We start from the raw sequence: 15,841 nt of genomic DNA on the forward strand, positions 1-15,841 counted from the left end.
GACACGCAGAGCTGGGAGCGATCAGGCGTGGTCCGGATAGCTCCGCGGCGTATAGGCCAGGTCACCGCCGGGGCGCCGGACGATCCGGGTCTGCGACGAGCCCACGATTAGCAGGGTCCGCATGTCCACGGTCGACGGGTCGAACTCGGCGACGGTCAGCAGGCGCAGGCGCTCGCCGGGGCCGCCGACGTCGCGGCCCTGGATCAGCACCCGGCCGGGCGGGACGAGGGCGTCGAGCAAGGCCTGGAAGGCGAGGATCTGCTCGGTGCGTTTGCTCGACGCCGGGTTGTAGACCGCGAAGACGAGGTCGGCGGCGATCGCCGCGCGGATCCGCTGCTCGATCACCGACCAGGGTTTGAGCAGGTCGGAGAGGGAGAAGACGGCGAAGTCGTGCCCGAGGGGAGCGCCCACCGCGGCGGCGACGGCCTGGGCGGCGCTCACTCCGGGCAGCACCCGGACGGGCACATGCCGCCAGGCCGGTTCCGCGGCGACCTCGGCGACGGCGGTGGCCATCGCGAAGACCCCGGGGTCGCCCGAGGAGACGACGGCGACCCGCGCGCCGCGCGCGGCGAGGTCCAGCGCGAACGCGGCGCGCTCGACCTCGACCCGGTTGTCGGTGGCGTGCACCCGCTGCCCGGGGTGCGGGGTGAGGCGTTTCAGGTAGGTCGTGTAGCCGACCAGGTCGGTGGCCTCGGCGAGTGCGGCGGTGACCTGGGGCGTCGTCTGGTCGGACGGGCCGGGACCGAGACCGACGACGGTCACCTGGCCGGTCGTGCGAGACGGTTCCCCGGTCGTGAGGGTCGTTTCGACACGGACTTCGCCTAGCGGCTCGTCCGGCTCAACGGGCTGTCCAGGCAACTCGTCCGGCGGTGCGGGCCGTTGTAGCGGGGCGGGCTGTTGTCGTGGCTGGTCCGGAGGGGCGGGCTGTTCACGCAGCTGGTCCGGCGGTGAGGGCTGTTGTCGGAGCTGCTTCGGCGGTGCGGGCTGTTGTAGCGGCTCGCCGGGTTCAACGGGCTGTCCACGCAGCTCGTCCGGCGGGGCGGGCTGGTCTAGCGGCTCGTCCGGCGGGGCGGGTTGGTCTAGCGGCTGGTCCGGCGGGGTGGGGGGCTGTCCAAGCTCCTTGAGCCGGTCCGAGGCGTTAGCCGAGGAGCGTGTCGAAAGGACCGAACCGGCCAGCGGATTGTTCCGGCGGCCCGGGACCACGACGAGCGAGAAGTACGGCACCGACTCCGGGTCGACGTCGATCACCCGCTCGACGCGCTGGCGCGCGGTGGAGGCGCGCTCGACGTACCAGGCCTCGTCGAGCCGCCCGGCCTGGGCGAGGGCGTCGCGGACCTTGCCGAAGGTGCGCCCCAGCTTCATCACCGCCAGCGCCTCGCCCGAGCGGATGTGGGTCACCAGCTCGTCGTGCTCGGCGGTGCCGGGGAGCACGGTCAGCGTCTCTTCGCCCTCGACCAGCGGAATCCCCAGGGCGGCCGACGCGCCGCTGACGGACGTCACCCCGGGCACGATCTCGGCGTCGAACCGGTCGGCCAGCCGCTTGTGCATGTGCATGTACGACGAGAAGAACAGCGGGTCGCCCTCGGCGAGCAGCACCACGTCGCGCCCGGCGGCGAGATGCCCGGCGAGCAGTTCGGCGCTCTCGGTATAGAAGTCGGCCATCGCGCCGGCGTAGCCGCCGGGGTGGTCGGTGGTCTCCACGGTGAGCGGATACATCAGCCGCTCTTCGATCTGCCCATCGCGCAGATACGGGTCCGCGACCGACCGTGCGATCGAATTACCGTGGCGCGCACAGTGATAGGCGACCACCGGAGCCGCGGAGATGAGGCGCGCGGCCTTGACGGTGACGAGCTCGGGGTCGCCCGGGCCGAGTCCGACGCCGTACAGCCGTCCGGGCGTGCTCACCGGCGTCACTCCGCCGGGCTGGCGAGCGCGTTGATCGCGGCCGCGGTGATCGCCGAGCCGCCGCGGCGCCCGGTCACGGTGAGGAATTCCAGGTCGGTGCGGGCGGCCAGCGCCGCGCACGACTCGGCGGCGCCGACGAAGCCGACCGGGGCGCCGATGATCGCGGCGGGACGCGGCCAGCCGTCGTCGATCAGGTCGAGCAGTGCGAAGAGAGCGGTGGGGGCGTTGCCGATCGCGACCACCGAGCGCGCCAGGTCGTCGCGCCAGAACTCCAGCGCCGCAGCGGTTCTCGTCGTGCCCATGCGTGCGGCGAGATCGGCCAGGCCGGGCTCGCCCAGATGGCAGCGCACCGGGTTGTCGGCGGGCAGTCGTTTCCGGGTGATGCCGGAGGCCACCATGTTCGCGTCGCACAGGATCGGTCCGCCCGCGGCGAGCGCGGCCCGCGCCGCGGCGACGACGCCCGGTGAGGCGACCACGTCATCGGTGAGATCGGTCTGGCCGCTGGCGTGGATCATCCGCACGACCACCGGTTCCAGGTCGGCGGGAAACCGCGATAGGTCGGACTCGGCCCGGATGGTGGCAAAGGACTGGCGGTAGATGGCCGCCCCGTCTCGCAGATAGTCGCTCATGGCGGGACTCAGCCTACTGCCCGCCGAGCACGCGGACCGTCGCGCCCGGGGGACTGCCGCACCGCCGCGGGCAGCCGACCCAGTGCTCCGGCTCATCGAACCCGGCGCCGGCCTCGATCCGGTCGGCGAGGAGCCGCCGGACGTCGGCGCCGCTGCGGGCGCAGCCGGGCGAACCGGTGCAGGCACTGGCCCGGGTCCACGGTGAGGCCGCGTCGAACACGAAACCCATCGGTGCCAGGACCCGGACGACGGTCTCGGCCACTCCCTCGGTGAGGTCGGTGATCAGCAGTTCGCGGTCGGGCGTGACGATGAGCGTGGAACCGATGGCCGCGGCGAACTGGGCCTGGCGCGCCGACAGCCGGCCGAACGGGGTCACCGTTCCGAGCAGTACCCGGCCGTCGTCCTGGCCGAACCAGCCGACGCGCGGCCCGGGTACCGAGTCGCCGGACACCGGGGCCGCGCCCGAGGCGCCCCAGGCGGCGAGATCGCGGTGCAGCGATTCCCGCGCCTGTTCCGGCAGGTCGGCGATCCGCCACTCGTCGTCGCGGCAGGCCAGGAACTGCCGGGCGACGTCGAGCATCGCCTCGGCGGCGCCCGCCAGCGGTACGACGCGGCCGGTTCGTCGCCCGGCGACCACCAACTCGGCGCCGTCGGCGCCGTCCCAGACGCCGACGACGTCCGGGGTGCGGCGCAGGACGTCGCCGCGGCCGTCGTCGAGGCCGAACCAGAAGCGTCCGGAGAGTGCGGTGGTCTCGTCCGCGTCGGCGAGCGCCGCGGACAGGCGGTCGGCCACGGCCCAGAGTTCGCCGGTCCCGCCGAGACGGCCGGTGAACGGGGAGACGACGATGTTGCGCACCCTGTCGTGGGCGGCGCTGCCGGCCAGACCGGCGGCGACCATCGCCTCGGCGAAGGCCGGGACATCCGCCTCGGCGATACCGCGGACCTGCACGTTCGCACGGCCGGTGAGTTCGAGGTGTCCGTCGCCGAACCGCTCGGCCGCCGTGGCCAGGGCTTCGAGTCGATCCGGCAGAATGCGGCCGCCGGAGAGCCGGAGCCGGGCGATGTGGCCGTCGGCCGCCGCGTGCGTCGCGAAGACCCCGGGGCAACGGTCGGCGGGTCTGCTCACTTCACCAGCGTAGAACGCATGGGAGCGCCCCGGCGACGCGCACGGTTGACCGTACCGTGGCGTATTCGGTGGAGTCGGGTCCGCACGGTGGGTGTTCTCCCAGGTCACGAGGCTCCGACGCGATTCCTACTCCACAGTTGGGACACGATCGGCGGGCAATCACGTCCGGTGGATAAGCTGACCGGGCAAGCGATCGACGCGGAAGCCGGTGCGAGTCCGGCGCGGTCGCGCCACTGTGTGGCCCGGCGCCGACGCCGGGCCGAGTCAGACCCGCGCCGGTCAGCGGCCCGCCCGTCCCGGGCGGCCGTCGAACCGTCGACGCCGGGCGCGCCACCCGGCAGGGAGTAGGCCCACGCCCGTGATCACGCTGCTGTCCACCTCGGACACCGACCTGCGCACCGCCGCCACCAGCGGCGCCGACTATCGGGTGGCCAACCCGTCGCGGCTGCTGCTCGATGAGGTCCCCGGCCTGATCGAGGGCGCCGATCTCGTGGTGGTCCGCCTCCTCGGCGGCCGTCGCGCCTGGGAGGAAGGACTCGACGCGGTGCTGGCCGGCTCGGCACCGGTGGTCGTGCTGTCCGGCGAGCTGAACCCGGACCCCGATCTGATGTCGCTCTCCACGGTCCCGGCCGGTGTCGCCGCGCAGGCGCACAGCTACTTCGTCGCCGGTGGCCGGGAGAACCTGAAACAGGTGGCGGGTTTCTTGTCCGACACGGTGCTGCTCACCGGTCTGGGATTCGAGCCGCCGGTCGAGACGCCGAACTGGGGCGCGCTGGACCGCGCCGCCGTTCCGCTCTCTGAGCCGTCCGTTCCGCTCCCTGAGCTTGTCGAAGGGACGCCGCGCATCGGCGTGCTCTACTACCGTGCCCAGCATCTCGCGGGCAACACCGAGTACATCGATGCGCTCTGCGGCGCGCTGGAGCACGCGGGGGCGCGTGCCGAGGGGATCTTCTGCGCCTCGCTGCGGGCCGCGCCGGACGACCTGATCGAGCGTCTCGGCTCATTCGATGCGCTCGTCGTCACCGTGCTCGCGGCCGGCGGCACCACCCCGGCGACCGCCGGCGCGGGCGGCGATGACGAGGCATGGAACGTGGAACGTCTTGCCGCCCTTGACATTCCGATCCTGCAGGGCCTGTGCCTCACCTCATCGCGGGAGGATTGGGCGGCCAGCGACGACGGCATGTCGCCGCTCGACGTCGCCAGCCAGGTGGCGGTCCCGGAATTCGACGGCCGCATCATCACCGTGCCGTTCTCGTTCAAGGAATTCGACGACAACGGGCTCCCGTACTACGCGCCCGACGCCGAGCGCTGCGCCCGCGTGGCCGGGATCGCGGTGGCGCACGCCCGGCTGCGGCACCTCGCGGCGGCGGACAAGCGGGTCGCCCTGCTGCTGTCGGCGTACCCGACCAAGCACGCCCGGATCGGCAACGCGGTCGGTCTGGACACCCCGCGCTCACTGATCCACCTGCTCCGGTCGCTCGGCGCGGCCGGGTACGTCCTCGGCGACGGCGCGATCCCCGGCCTGGGCGGCACCCCGGCCGACGACGACCCCGATGCGCTCATGCACGCCCTCATCGACCAGGGCGGCCAGGACGCCGACTGGCTCACCGAGGACGCCCTGGCGGCGAACCCGATCCGGGTGAGTGCCGCCGACTACACGGCCTGGTTCCAGCGGCTGCCCGAGGGCCTGCGCGGCGACGTCGTGGAGCATTGGGGCCCGCCGCCCGGGGAGTTGTTCGTCGATCGCACACACGACAAGGACGGCGAGATCGTCATCGCCGCAATGGTTTTCGGCAACGTCGTCCTGCTGGTGCAGCCGCCGCGCGGTTTCGGCGAGAATCCCGTCGCGATCTATCACGACCCCGATCTGCCGCCGAGCCACCACTACCTGGCCAGCTACCGCTGGCTGGCTTCACGAGCCGAGACCGACGGGTGGGGCTTCGGCGCCGACGCGATCGTGCACATCGGCAAGCACGGCAACCTGGAATGGCTGCCCGGCAAGAATCTGGCGATGTCCGCCGACTGCGGCACCGACGCCGCGCTCGGCGACCTGCCGCTGATCTACCCGTTCCTGGTGAACGACCCGGGTGAGGGCACCCAGGCCAAGCGCCGCGCGCACGCCGTCCTGGTCGACCACCTGATCCCGCCGATGGCCCGGGCCGAGACCTACGGCGACATCAACCGCCTGGAACAGCTGCTCGACGAGCACGCCAACATCACCGCGCTCGACCCGGCCAAGCTCCCGGCGATCCGCCAGCAGATCTGGACGCTGCTCACCGCCGCGAAGATGGATCACGATCTCGGCCTCACCGAGCGCCCCGAGGAGGACGTCTTCGACGACATGCTGCTGCACGTCGACGGCTGGCTCTGCGAGATCAAGGACGCCGCGATCCGCGACGGCCTGCACGTGCTCGGCCAGGCGCCGGACGCCGAGATGGAGATCGACCTGGTGCTCGCGATGCTGCGTGCCCGGCAGCTGTGGGGAGGTAGCCGTACGCTGCCCGGTCTGCGTGAGGCGCTGGGGCTCGACGAGGAGGCCGGCGAGCGCCGCGAGGTGGACCGGATCGAGGGGATCGCGCGCGAGCTGGTGACGACGTGCGCGGCAGGGGACTGGGCGCCGGAGGCGATTTCCGTCGCTGCGCAAGGGCATCCGGACGCGGTCGGGGACATCCTTCGGTTCGCCGGCGAGGAGGTGGTGCCGCGGCTGCGCGCGACGTCGTGCGAGATCGACCGGGTGCGCCGCGCCCTGAACGGCGGCTTCATCCCGGCCGGGCCGAGCGGGTCGCCGCTGCGCGGTCTCATCAACGTGCTGCCCACCGGCCGCAACTTCTACTCGGTGGACCCGAAGGCGGTGCCGTCGCAGCTCGCCGCCGAGACCGGCCGCGCCCTGGCGGACTCGCTGGTGGAGCGGTACGTCGCCGATCACGGTGAGTACCCGAAGTCGGTCGGTCTGTCGGTGTGGGGGACCAGCGCCATGCGGACCAGCGGCGATGACATCGGCGAGGTGCTCGCGCTGCTCGGCGTCACGCCGGTCTGGGACGAGGCCTCGCGCCGCGTCACCGGCCTGGAACTGATTCCGCTGGCAGAACTGGGCCGTCCGCGGATCGACGTCACGATCCGCATCTCCGGGTTCTTCCGGGACGCCTTCGCGCACGTCGTCACCATGCTCGACGATGCCGTGGCGCTCGCGGCCGACGCCGACGAGCCGGACGCGCAGAACTACGTCGCCGCGCACGCCCGGGCGGCGCTGGCCGAGCACGGTGATGCGCGTCGTGCCACCACCCGCGTCTTCGGTTCGCGACCCGGCACCTACGGCGCGGGCCTGTTGCAGCTCATCGACTCGAAGCAGTGGCGGACCGACGACGACCTCGCCGCGGTGTACACCGAGTGGGGCGGCTACGCCTACGGGCGCGACCTGGACGGCGTGCCGGCCGTCGACGACATGCGCGCGGCCTATCGCCGGATCGCGGTCGCCGCGAAGAACACCGACACCCGCGAGCACGACATCGCCGACTCCGACGACTACTTCCAGTTCCACGGCGGCATGGTCGCCACCGTCCGATCGCTGACCGGGGAGTCACCGGAGGCGTACATCGGCGACTCGACCCGGCCGGACACCGTCCGCACCCGCACGCTGTCCGAGGAGACCGCGCGCGTGTTCCGGGCGCGCGTCGTGAACCCGCGCTGGCTCTCCGCGATGCGCAAGCACGGGTACAAGGGTGCCTTCGAGATGGCCGCCACCGTCGACTATCTCTTCGGGTACGACGCCACCACCGACGTCGTCGCCGACTGGATGTACGAGAAGCTCACCGAGCAGTACGTGCTCGACGAGACCAACCGGGAGTTCCTGGAGCAGTCCAACCCGTGGGCCCTGCACGGTATCGCCGAACGCCTGCTGGAGGCGGCCGAGCGCGAGATGTGGCACGCCCCGCCCGCCGAGCTCCTGGACCAGCTCCGCCGCGTCTACCTCGACGCCGAGGGTGAGATCGAGGGCCGGCGCGAGGAGTAGCCGTCGCGCGGGACGGGCAGTCGGTCGAGTCATCGGTCGTGCCGGTCGGATCGCCGTCATGACGATCGAGCGGAGTCGAGACCACCCGCCTGTCAGGGGGTGATCTCGACTCCGCTCGATCGTCATGGAGGCTCGATCGTCATGGAGGCTCGATCGTCATGGAGGCTCGATCGTCATGGAGGCTCGATCGTCATGGAGGCTCGATCGTCATGGAGGGTCGCGCCGGCAGGAGCGCAGGACCGCGCGGACGGCGAGACCGGCGAGGAGCGCCCAGAAGGCGGCGCTGACGCCCAGCATCGTGACACCGGAGGCGGCGGTCGCGAAGGTGACGACCGCCGGGGTCTGCTCACCGGCCTCGGCGAGTGCGGCACGCAGCGAGGCGGCGAGCGTGCCGATCAGGGCGAGTCCGGCGACGGCGGCGACCACACCGGCCGGTGCCAGCGCCATGAGCGTGCCGACCGCGGCCGAGCCGACACCGAGCGCGATCATGACGACGCCCGAGGTCACGCTCGCGATCCAGCGCTTCGACCGGTCGGGGCCCGCCTCCGGTCCGGCCGCGAGTGCGGCGCTGATCGCGGCGAGATTGACGGCGTGCCCGCCGGCCGGCGCACCGGCGACGGTGCCGATCCCGGTGATCACCATCGACCGTCGCCAGGGCACGTCGTAGCCGAATCCCTTCATCACCGCGACGCCGGGCACGTTCTGCGATGCCATTGTCACCAGATAGAGCGGCAGCGCGATCCCGATCGCGGCGGCGAGCGTGAACCGCGGCGCGGTGATCTCCAGCCGCGGCACCAGGGAGGCGGCTGTCACCGCGTCTCCCGATACCGCGAGGTGCACGCCGATCACGACGGCCGCGGCGAGAAACGCCAGTGGCGCGGCCCACCGGGGCAAGAATCGCAGGGCCAGCAGCCAGACGACGATCACCGGCGCGACCGCGGCGGGGTTCTCGGCGAGGCCGGTGATCGGCCCGAGGCAGAGCTGAAAGAGGATCCCGGCGAGCATCGCCTGCGCGATCGAGGTGGGAATGCGGACGATCAGTTCACCCAGCCACGGCACGACGCCGGTGAGCACGATGAGCACGCCCGTGAGCAGGAAAGCCCCGACCGCGGCCGGCCAGCCGCCGTGGACGGCGCCGGTGGCCGCCAGCAGCGCGGCCCCCGGCGTCGACCAGGCGACGGTGATCGGCGTCCGGGTCCACCCGGCGAGCACGATGGACCCCGCGCCCATGAGGACGCTCACGGCGAGCAGGCCGCTCGCCGCCTGGTCGTGGTCGGCCCCGACCGCGGTGAGTCCGGCGAGGACGACGACGAACGAACTCGTGAACGCCACCAGCGCCGACACCACGCCGGCCGACACCGGCCGCATCAGGTCACTCGATGCCCGCATTCGTTCGCTCTCCATCGTTCCGCGCCCCTCGTCGACGGCGCGGTGGCGACGCTACCGCCCGGTGCCGGCGGGCCGTCGCGGGCCCTCGCCCGGGTCTCGGGAGCAAATCCGGGCCGTCGTGCGTTGTAGAGGTAAGCAGTCGCACACGCGCGTCTCGCGTGGGAAGGTCGGAGTATGAAGCGCTGGATGTTTCTCGGGTACCTCGTGGTGGAGATCGCCGCGTTCTGGGCGATGGGGCACTTCCTCGGGTGGGCCTGGGCCATCGTCATCACCATCGCCGCCGGAGCCGTCGGTTTCGCCGTGCTCGGGCGCCGCGCCCGGGAGATCATCACTGCCGCCCGCACCCCGGCACCCGAAGGCGCCGGCCCCGGCCGGACGCTGACCGACTCGGCGCTCTTCGCCGGCGCCGCGCTGCTGACCATCCTCCCGGGCGTGGTCAGCACCCTCCTCGGTCTCATCCTGCTGGCCCCGCCGATTCGCCGGCGTCTGCGGCCGGTGGTCGCCGCCGCCGCGACGCGCCGCGCGACCGTCTTCGCGCAGCGCGTCACGATCGCCGGGATGACCCCCAACGGCTACGTCGACGGCACCGTCGTGGACGACGGCCGCGCCGAGGGCAGCGTGATCGTCGACATGACGGTCCGCAATCCCGACGGCACCATCCGCCACGACCTACCCGCGCTGCCGCCCGCCAAGGAGTTCTGAGGCTCTGGAAGACTGACGGGGTGACCACGCAGCTCCTCCTCGGCGGCCTCGTCTATTCCTCGCCCGCGGTGCCGGACGCCACCGCGATGGCGATCACCGACGGCACCATCGTCTGGGTCGGCAGCGACGACGTCGGACGGGCCCTGCACCCGGACGCCGAGGTGGTGGACCTGCGGGGACGGTTCGTCAGCCCCGGATTCGTCGACTCCCACGTCCACCTCACCGACACCGGTCTCGCGCTGGGCGGGCTCGACCTGTCCGCGGTGCGCAGCCGATCGGAGTGCCTGCGGGAACTGGCGTCGTACGTGGCCGTCAGCGGGGACGACGTGATCTGGGGCTTCGGCTGGGACGCGTCGGCCTGGGTCGATGCCGGACCGGGCGAGGATCAAGCGCCGTCGACCGCCGACCTGGATGCCGTCGCCGGACCGCGGGCGGTCTATCTGGCCCGGATCGACGAGCACTCGGCAGCGGCGTCCTCGGCCCTGCGGGAGCGGGTCGACGGCCTCGCCGGCGAGCCCGGATACGACCCGCAGGCCCCGCTGATCGCCGACGCCCACCACCGGGTGCGGCGCGCCGCCCGCGCGCTGATCAGTCCCGAGGGACGTCGCCGCGCCCAAGTGCGCGCCCTCGACCACGCCGCCGCCCACGGGGTGGTGGCCGTGCACGAGAACGGCGGCCCGGACATCAGCGGCCTCGACGACTTCCGGTCCCTCGCCGGCCTCGACCACCCCGTGCTGGTCCGCCGCTACTGGGGTCAGCTCACCGGCACCGCCGAGGAGGCCCGCGCACTCGTCGCCGAGACCGGTGCCGACGCCATCGGCGGCGACCTGTTCGTCGACGGTGCCCTCGGTTCGCACACCGCGCTGCTGAGCGAGCCGTACACCGACGATCCGGCGACCCGCGGCGTCGAATACCTCACGCTCGAGGAGATCCGCGCCCACCTGCGCGCCACCACCGAGGCCGGGATCCAGGCCGGGTTCCACGTGATCGGTGACGAGGCCGCGGCGCTGGTCGCCACCGCCATGGCCGAACTGGCCGACGAACTCGGCACCCCGGCCCTCGCGCGCTGCGCGCACCGTCTGGAGCACGCCGAGATGGTGACGCCCGAGCAGGCCGAACTGTTCGCGCGCTGCGGCGTCGTCGCCAGCATGCAACCGCTGTTCGACGCCGCCTGGGGTGGCCCGGGGCAGCTGTACGAGCAGCGGCTGGGTGACCGTGGCACACGGCTCAACGACTTCGCCGCGATCGCGAAAGCCGGTGTGACACTGGCGCTCTCCAGCGATGCGCCGGTCTGTCCGATCGATCCGTGGGCCACCGTGCGCGCGGCGGCACACCATCATCAGCCCACCAGCGCGATCTCGCCGCGCGCCGCCTTCGCGGCGGCCACCCGCGGCGGCTGGCGCGCGGGCGGCGTGAACGACGGGGTCACCGGCACGCTGGTCCCCGGCGCGCCCGCCCACTACGCGGTGTGGGAGGTCGACGAGCTGGTGGTGGCGGCCTCACACGCCGGGGTGCAGCGGTGGTCCACCGATCCGCGGTCGCGAGTGCCGGCCCTGCCGGACGTCGCGCCCGGCGCTCGCCTTCCGCAGTGCGTGATGACCGCGGTCGCCGGCACGGTGATCTACTCGCGGGACGAGCCCGAGACGGTGAGCGGCCGGTGAGGGACCGGTCGTTCTGGCTGCGGGAACTCGTCGCCGCCGGGGCCGGAGTGCTGCTGTACCTGGCGTTCCCGCCGATCGGGCTCTGGCTGCTCGCACCGGTCGGCCTGGGGCTGCTCTACGCCTGCCTGACGCTGGGCCGCCCGGGGCCGAAGCTGGGCGCGCTCACCGGATTCGTGTTCGGGCTGGGCTTCTTCCTGCCGCTGCTGCCGTGGATCGGCGTCTACGTCGGCGCGCTGCCGTGGATCGCGCTGGCGGTGGTGTGCGCCGGCTATCTCGCGCTGTTCGGCGCGATCGCGACGGTCACCATGCGCCGCCGCGGCCCGCGCTGGACCTTCGGTTCGGCCGGCACCGGCTCGGAACTGTCGGTCGCCGCGCCGCTCTGGTTCGCGCTGTGCTGGACCGCCGTGGAGTGGCTGCGATCGTCGTTCCCCTTCGGCGGATTCCCTTGGGGCGCCGCCGCTTTCAGTCAGACCGAGGGCTTCTTCCTGCCCTTCGCGCGCTGGTTCGGGGTGCCCGGGTTGTCGTTCATCCTGGCGCTGACCGGTGCGGGCGTCGCGGCCGTGGTGATCGCCCTGGCCGGTCGTCGTATCGCCCCCGCCGCGGTGGCCTGCGCGCTCGTGCCGCTCGCGCTCGCCGGGACCGCGCTGGGCACGGCGCCGTCGCCCACCGGCGGCAAGACACTCGAGGTGGCGGCGATCCAGGGCAACGTGCCGCGCCTCGGTCTGGAGTTCAACGAACAACGACGTGCCGTTCTCGACAACCACTTCCGCGAGACCCTGAAGCTGGCCGAGGATGTCGACGCCGGACGACGCCCGCGCCCGCAGGTGGTGCTGTGGCCGGAGAACGCGTCGGACATCTCGCCACTGGACAACCCCGACGCCGCCCGGGAGATCCGCGCCGCCGTGAGCGCCACCGGCGTGCCGATCGTCTTCGGCACGCTCCTGGTCGGCGACGATGACCGGCCCACCAACTCGGTGCTGGTCTGGGGCGTCGAACCCGGCGGTCTCGGCGCGCCGGCGCCGTCGGCCCGATACGACAAGCACATCGTCCAGCCGTTCGGGGAGTACCTGCCGTGGCGGAGCTTCTTCTCGATGTTCTCGTCGTACGCCGACATGGCCGGCAACTTCCGGGCCGGCACCGGACGGTCGGTGCTGCCCGTGCAGACGAACGACGGCCGCGTGCTCCTCGGGGTATCGACGTGCTGGGAGGTGGCCTTCGACCGGTCGCCGCGCCGGGCGGTGCGCGAGGGCGCGCAACTGCTGTTCGTGCCGACCAACAACGCGACCTTCGGCAAGACCCACATGACCTACCAGCAACTCGCGATGTCACAGGTCCGGGCGGTCGAGACCGATCGCGCCGTCGCCGTCGCCGCGACCAGCGGCGTCAGCGCCCTCATCGCCCCGGACGGGCGGGTGCTGACCAACAGTGAGATCTTCACCCCGGCGATCCTGCAGGCGGCCCTGCCGCTGCGCACCGGGGAGACGCTCGCGGTGCGTCTCGGTGTCTGGCCTCAGGTGATTGCCCTGCTTGCCACACTCGCCGGATTTTTGTCCGCGCTGGCCAGACCGACTAGGTTCTATACGTTGCCGGATAGGAAGACGAGGGGACAAGCATGACGAGTACGGAGCAGATCGTCGGCCCACAGGGTGCCGGCGGCCTCGTCGTGATCCCGACGTTCAACGAGAAGGACAACCTGCCGATCATCGTCGGGCGGCTCCTCGGCGCCCTGCCCGACATCCATGTCCTGGTGGTCGACGATTCCAGCCCGGACGGCACCGGTGAGATCGCCGAGAAGCTCGCGGCCGAGGATGCGGCCCGCTCGCAGGCTCCCGGCGCCGCGGCCGAGGACGCGGCCGGTCGCATCCACGTCATGCACCGGACCGTGAAGGACGGCCTCGGCAAGGCCTACCTGGCCGGATTCGCCTGGGGTCTGGACCGCGACTACCCGGTGATCGTCGAAATGGACGCCGACGGCAGCCACGCCCCGGAACAGCTGTCGCGGCTGCTGGACGGCATCAACGGTGGCGCCGACCTGGTGATCGGCTCGCGGTACGTGCCCGGTGGTGAACTGGTCAACTGGCCCAAGCGCCGCGAGATCCTGTCCAAGGGCGCCAACACCTATGCCCGACTCGCCCTGGGCAGTTCGATCCGCGACATCACCGCCGGCTACCGTGCGTACCGCGCCGAGGTGCTGCGGGCCATCGGGCTCGACGACGTCGAGTCCGCCGGCTACTGCTTCCAGATCGACCTCGCCTGGCGCGCCCTGCAACACGGATTCACCGTCCGGGAGGTGCCGATCACCTTCACCGAGCGGGAGATCGGCGAGTCGAAGATGGACGGCGGCGTGATCGCCGAGTCATTCATCAACGTCGCCCGCTGGGGCTGGCAGGGCCGCACCGCACGCTTCCGGAAGTAGCGGCCCGCCGTCGCATCCCCGCCGGCCGACACCGAGCCTTCGCCCGACCACGACTGGCGGCTCCGGAATCATTCCGGAGCCGCCAGTCGTCATGCCGTCTGTCGCGCTAGGTGTACTTCCCCGACACGTTGTGAACATCTGAGGTGAAGTGAAGACCTCCGGGCAGGATGTGGGTTACCACACTGACATCAAGCCACGGAGGTCTTCATGGTCCACGCTAACGCACCCTTGACGCCGGAGGGCAGACGACGCCTGGCGGTGCTGATCGTCGAGGACGGTTGGCCGCTGCGGCGGGCCGCGCAACGGTTCCAGGTCTCCCCGGCCACGGCCAAGCGGTGGGCCGACCGGTACCGCGCCGGCCAGGAGCTGACCGACCGTAGTTCCCGTCCCAGGACCTGTCCGGCGCGTCTGGACCGGCGAACCGAGCGGAGGATCATCGGCCTGCGGTTCACCCGCCGCTGGGGACCACACCGCATCGCCTACCACCTGCGGCTTCCGCGTTCGACCGTGGGCAGAGTCCTGACTCGATACCGGATGCCGCCGCTGGCGCACCTGGACCAGGCCACCGGGCTGCCGGTGCGCCGGCCCACGCCCAAGAGGTACGAAGTCGACCGTCCCGGCCGGCTGGTCCATGTCGACATCAAGAAACTCGGCCGAATCCCTGACGGCGGCGGATGGCGGGTCCATGGACGCGGCTCGGCCCAGGACCTCAGAGCCGGGCGGCACCGTGACCAGGCTGCCCGCGGCGGCGCAGCAGGATCGCGGGGCTACCGGTACCTGCACCACGCCGTCGATGACCACTCGCGCGTGGCGTATTCGGAGATCCTCGATGACGAACGTAAGGAGACCGCGGCAGGGTTCTGGGAACGGGCCAACGCGTTCTTCGCCGAGATCGGAGTCACCGTGACCGCGGTGATGACCGATAACGGATCCTGCTACCGCTCGCGTGTGTTCGCCGCGGCCCTGGGCCCGAGTATCAAGCACAAGCGGACCAGGCCGTACCGGCCCCAGACCAACGGGAAAGTCGAACGCTTCAACCGGACGCTGGCCGCCGAATGGGCCTACGCCGCCCCGTACACCAGTGACACCGAACGCGCAGCGGCCTACCAGCACTGGCTGCACCACTACAATCACCACCGACCCCACACCGGGATCGGTGGCCTCGTCCCCTCAGCCCGCGTTCACAACCTCACGGGGAAGTACAGCTAGGCGGTGCCGCCGCGGCGGCGCGTCTTCAGCAGATCCAGGCGCTCGGTGAGCAGGACCTCCAGCTCCTCCTCGGAGCGGCGCTCGAGCAGCATGTCCCAGTGCGTGCGCGGGGGCTTCACCTTCTTCTCCTCCGGCTCGGCGCCCTCGAGGATGGTGCCCTCCATACCGTTCTTGCACGGCCAGGTGCCGGGCACCTCGGCATCGTCGGCGAACGGAATGTCGAAGATCTCGCCGTTGTCGGTGCGGTACTGGACGATGCGGCGGGGTGCGAGGTCGTGATCGCGGTCGGTCTCGTAGCTCACCGCGCCCAAACGGCTTCCGCGGAGTACTCGATCAGCCATGTAGCCCCATTTCTCTCATGGTCAGGGTTTCTTCTTACTTCAGGTCAACAGAACCATCTTACGCGTCCGGAACGATCCGGGCAGGCGCGCGGTAGGGTCGCACCCGTGACCGAAACCGCCGAGCGATCCGGCCGCCGCCGTCCGTACGCGTGCGCGTGGTGCGGACGGGAGATGGTCGACTCCGCGACCGGACGACGCCGCAAGTACTGCAAGCGCTCGTGCCGGCAGCGCGCCTACGAACAGAGAACGCTCACCGAGGGCACGGCTATTCCCGGCGACGCGCTGATCCTCTCGCCCGACGAGGTCACCGCGCTCGGCGACCGGATGTTCGCGCTGCGCTGCGCCGCCGAAGACCTGGACACGGCGCTGCGCGAAGGCGAGGAGCCGGCCGTCGTCGCACAGATGTCCGCCGAGCTGGTGCGGCTGGCCCGGGAGGCCGAGCGTCTCCGGTGAT

12 protein-coding genes are annotated in these 15,841 nt (G+C 71.8%); 7 read left to right on the forward strand and 5 right to left on the reverse strand.

The features are described from left to right. Positions 1–21: 21 nt before the first annotated feature. The 3 genes from MYK68_RS09500 to MYK68_RS09510 are packed head-to-tail and all read right to left on the reverse strand — an operon-like array spanning position 22 to position 3,660. On the reverse strand, positions 22–1,905 hold the full coding sequence (locus MYK68_RS09500) for a precorrin-2 C(20)-methyltransferase (protein ID WP_247867748.1): 1,884 nt from the start codon (positions 1,903–1,905) through the stop codon (positions 22–24). 5 nt (positions 1,906–1,910) lie between these two features. Next, positions 1,911–2,534 carry a precorrin-8X methylmutase gene (locus MYK68_RS09505; protein WP_247867749.1) on the reverse strand — a complete coding sequence of 208 codons (624 nt, stop codon included), beginning with the start codon at positions 2,532–2,534 and terminating at the stop codon, positions 1,911–1,913. Positions 2,535–2,547: 13 nt separating this feature from the next. Continuing rightward, a complete protein-coding gene (locus tag MYK68_RS09510; RefSeq protein ID WP_247867750.1) occupies positions 2,548–3,660 on the reverse strand; it encodes a ferredoxin-like domain-containing protein in 1,113 nt (370 codons plus the stop codon). Positions 3,661–4,018: 358 nt separating this feature from the next. Here MYK68_RS09510 and MYK68_RS09515 point away from each other — a divergent pair, with 358 nt between their 5' ends. Continuing rightward, a complete protein-coding gene (locus MYK68_RS09515; RefSeq protein WP_247867751.1) occupies positions 4,019–7,669 on the forward strand; it encodes a cobaltochelatase subunit CobN in 3,651 nt (1,216 codons plus the stop codon). A 207-nt stretch (positions 7,670–7,876) separates the two neighbouring features. Here MYK68_RS09515 and MYK68_RS09520 read toward each other — a convergent pair whose 3' ends face one another. Then, positions 7,877–9,058 (reverse strand): benzoate/H(+) symporter BenE family transporter, encoded by a 1,182-nt coding sequence (locus tag MYK68_RS09520; RefSeq protein ID WP_247867752.1) that lies wholly within the window; start codon positions 9,056–9,058, stop codon positions 7,877–7,879. Between the two features lie 174 nt (positions 9,059–9,232). Between MYK68_RS09520 and MYK68_RS09525 the strand changes: the two genes are divergently transcribed. From MYK68_RS09525 to MYK68_RS09545, 5 genes are all read left to right on the forward strand, one after another. Next, complete coding sequence (locus MYK68_RS09525; protein ID WP_247867753.1) at positions 9,233–9,760, forward strand: FxsA family protein; 528 nt, start codon at positions 9,233–9,235, stop codon at positions 9,758–9,760. A gap of 20 nt (positions 9,761–9,780) precedes the next feature. Then, entirely contained in the window at positions 9,781–11,421 is a 1,641-nt protein-coding gene (locus tag MYK68_RS09530) for an amidohydrolase (RefSeq protein ID WP_247867754.1), read from the forward strand. Continuing rightward, entirely contained in the window at positions 11,418–13,037 is a 1,620-nt protein-coding gene (lnt, locus tag MYK68_RS09535; protein ID WP_247867755.1) for an apolipoprotein N-acyltransferase, read from the forward strand. Before MYK68_RS09530 ends, lnt begins: the two co-directional genes overlap by 4 nt. Then, positions 13,034–13,837, forward strand: coding sequence for a polyprenol monophosphomannose synthase (locus tag MYK68_RS09540; RefSeq protein WP_247867756.1), 804 nt, complete (start codon positions 13,034–13,036; stop codon positions 13,835–13,837). Before lnt ends, MYK68_RS09540 begins: the two co-directional genes overlap by 4 nt. Before the next feature lie 207 nt (positions 13,838–14,044). Then, the gene (locus MYK68_RS09545; RefSeq protein ID WP_247867757.1) at positions 14,045–15,046 is read left to right on the forward strand and encodes an IS481 family transposase; all 1,002 of its coding nucleotides are present in this window, start codon (positions 14,045–14,047) and stop codon (positions 15,044–15,046) included. On the opposite strand, the gene MYK68_RS09550 is transcribed toward MYK68_RS09545, so the two are convergent. Then, complete coding sequence (locus tag MYK68_RS09550; protein WP_247867758.1) at positions 15,043–15,387, reverse strand: RNA polymerase-binding protein RbpA; 345 nt, start codon at positions 15,385–15,387, stop codon at positions 15,043–15,045. The two genes, MYK68_RS09545 and MYK68_RS09550, sit on opposite strands and share 4 nt — an antisense overlap. A gap of 171 nt (positions 15,388–15,558) precedes the next feature. Between MYK68_RS09550 and MYK68_RS09555 the strand changes: the two genes are divergently transcribed. Next, positions 15,559–15,840: a hypothetical protein gene (locus MYK68_RS09555; protein ID WP_247867995.1), complete on the forward strand. Its 282-nt coding sequence runs from the start codon at positions 15,559–15,561 to the stop codon at positions 15,838–15,840. Position 15,841 lies beyond the last annotated feature (1 nt).

The sequence above is a fragment of the Gordonia sp. PP30 genome, assembly GCF_023100845.1.
Classification (GTDB): domain Bacteria; phylum Actinomycetota; class Actinomycetes; order Mycobacteriales; family Mycobacteriaceae; genus Gordonia.

Excerpts from the sequence above, each read along its gene's own strand:
- MYK68_RS09550 (WP_247867758.1), bottom strand. The coding sequence starts at position 15,387 with ATGGCTGATCGAGTACTCCGCGGAAGCCGTTTGGGCGCGGTGAGCTAC.
- MYK68_RS09520 (WP_247867752.1), bottom strand. The coding sequence starts at position 9,058 with ATGCGGGCATCGAGTGACCTGATGCGGCCGGTGTCGGCCGGCGTGGTG.
- MYK68_RS09540 (WP_247867756.1), top strand. The coding sequence starts at position 13,034 with ATGACGAGTACGGAGCAGATCGTCGGCCCACAGGGTGCCGGCGGCCTC.
- MYK68_RS09525 (WP_247867753.1), top strand. The coding sequence starts at position 9,233 with ATGAAGCGCTGGATGTTTCTCGGGTACCTCGTGGTGGAGATCGCCGCG.
- MYK68_RS09545 (WP_247867757.1), top strand. The coding sequence starts at position 14,045 with ATGGTCCACGCTAACGCACCCTTGACGCCGGAGGGCAGACGACGCCTG.
- MYK68_RS09505 (WP_247867749.1), bottom strand. The coding sequence starts at position 2,534 with ATGAGCGACTATCTGCGAGACGGGGCGGCCATCTACCGCCAGTCCTTT.
- MYK68_RS09555 (WP_247867995.1), top strand. The coding sequence starts at position 15,559 with ATGGTCGACTCCGCGACCGGACGACGCCGCAAGTACTGCAAGCGCTCG.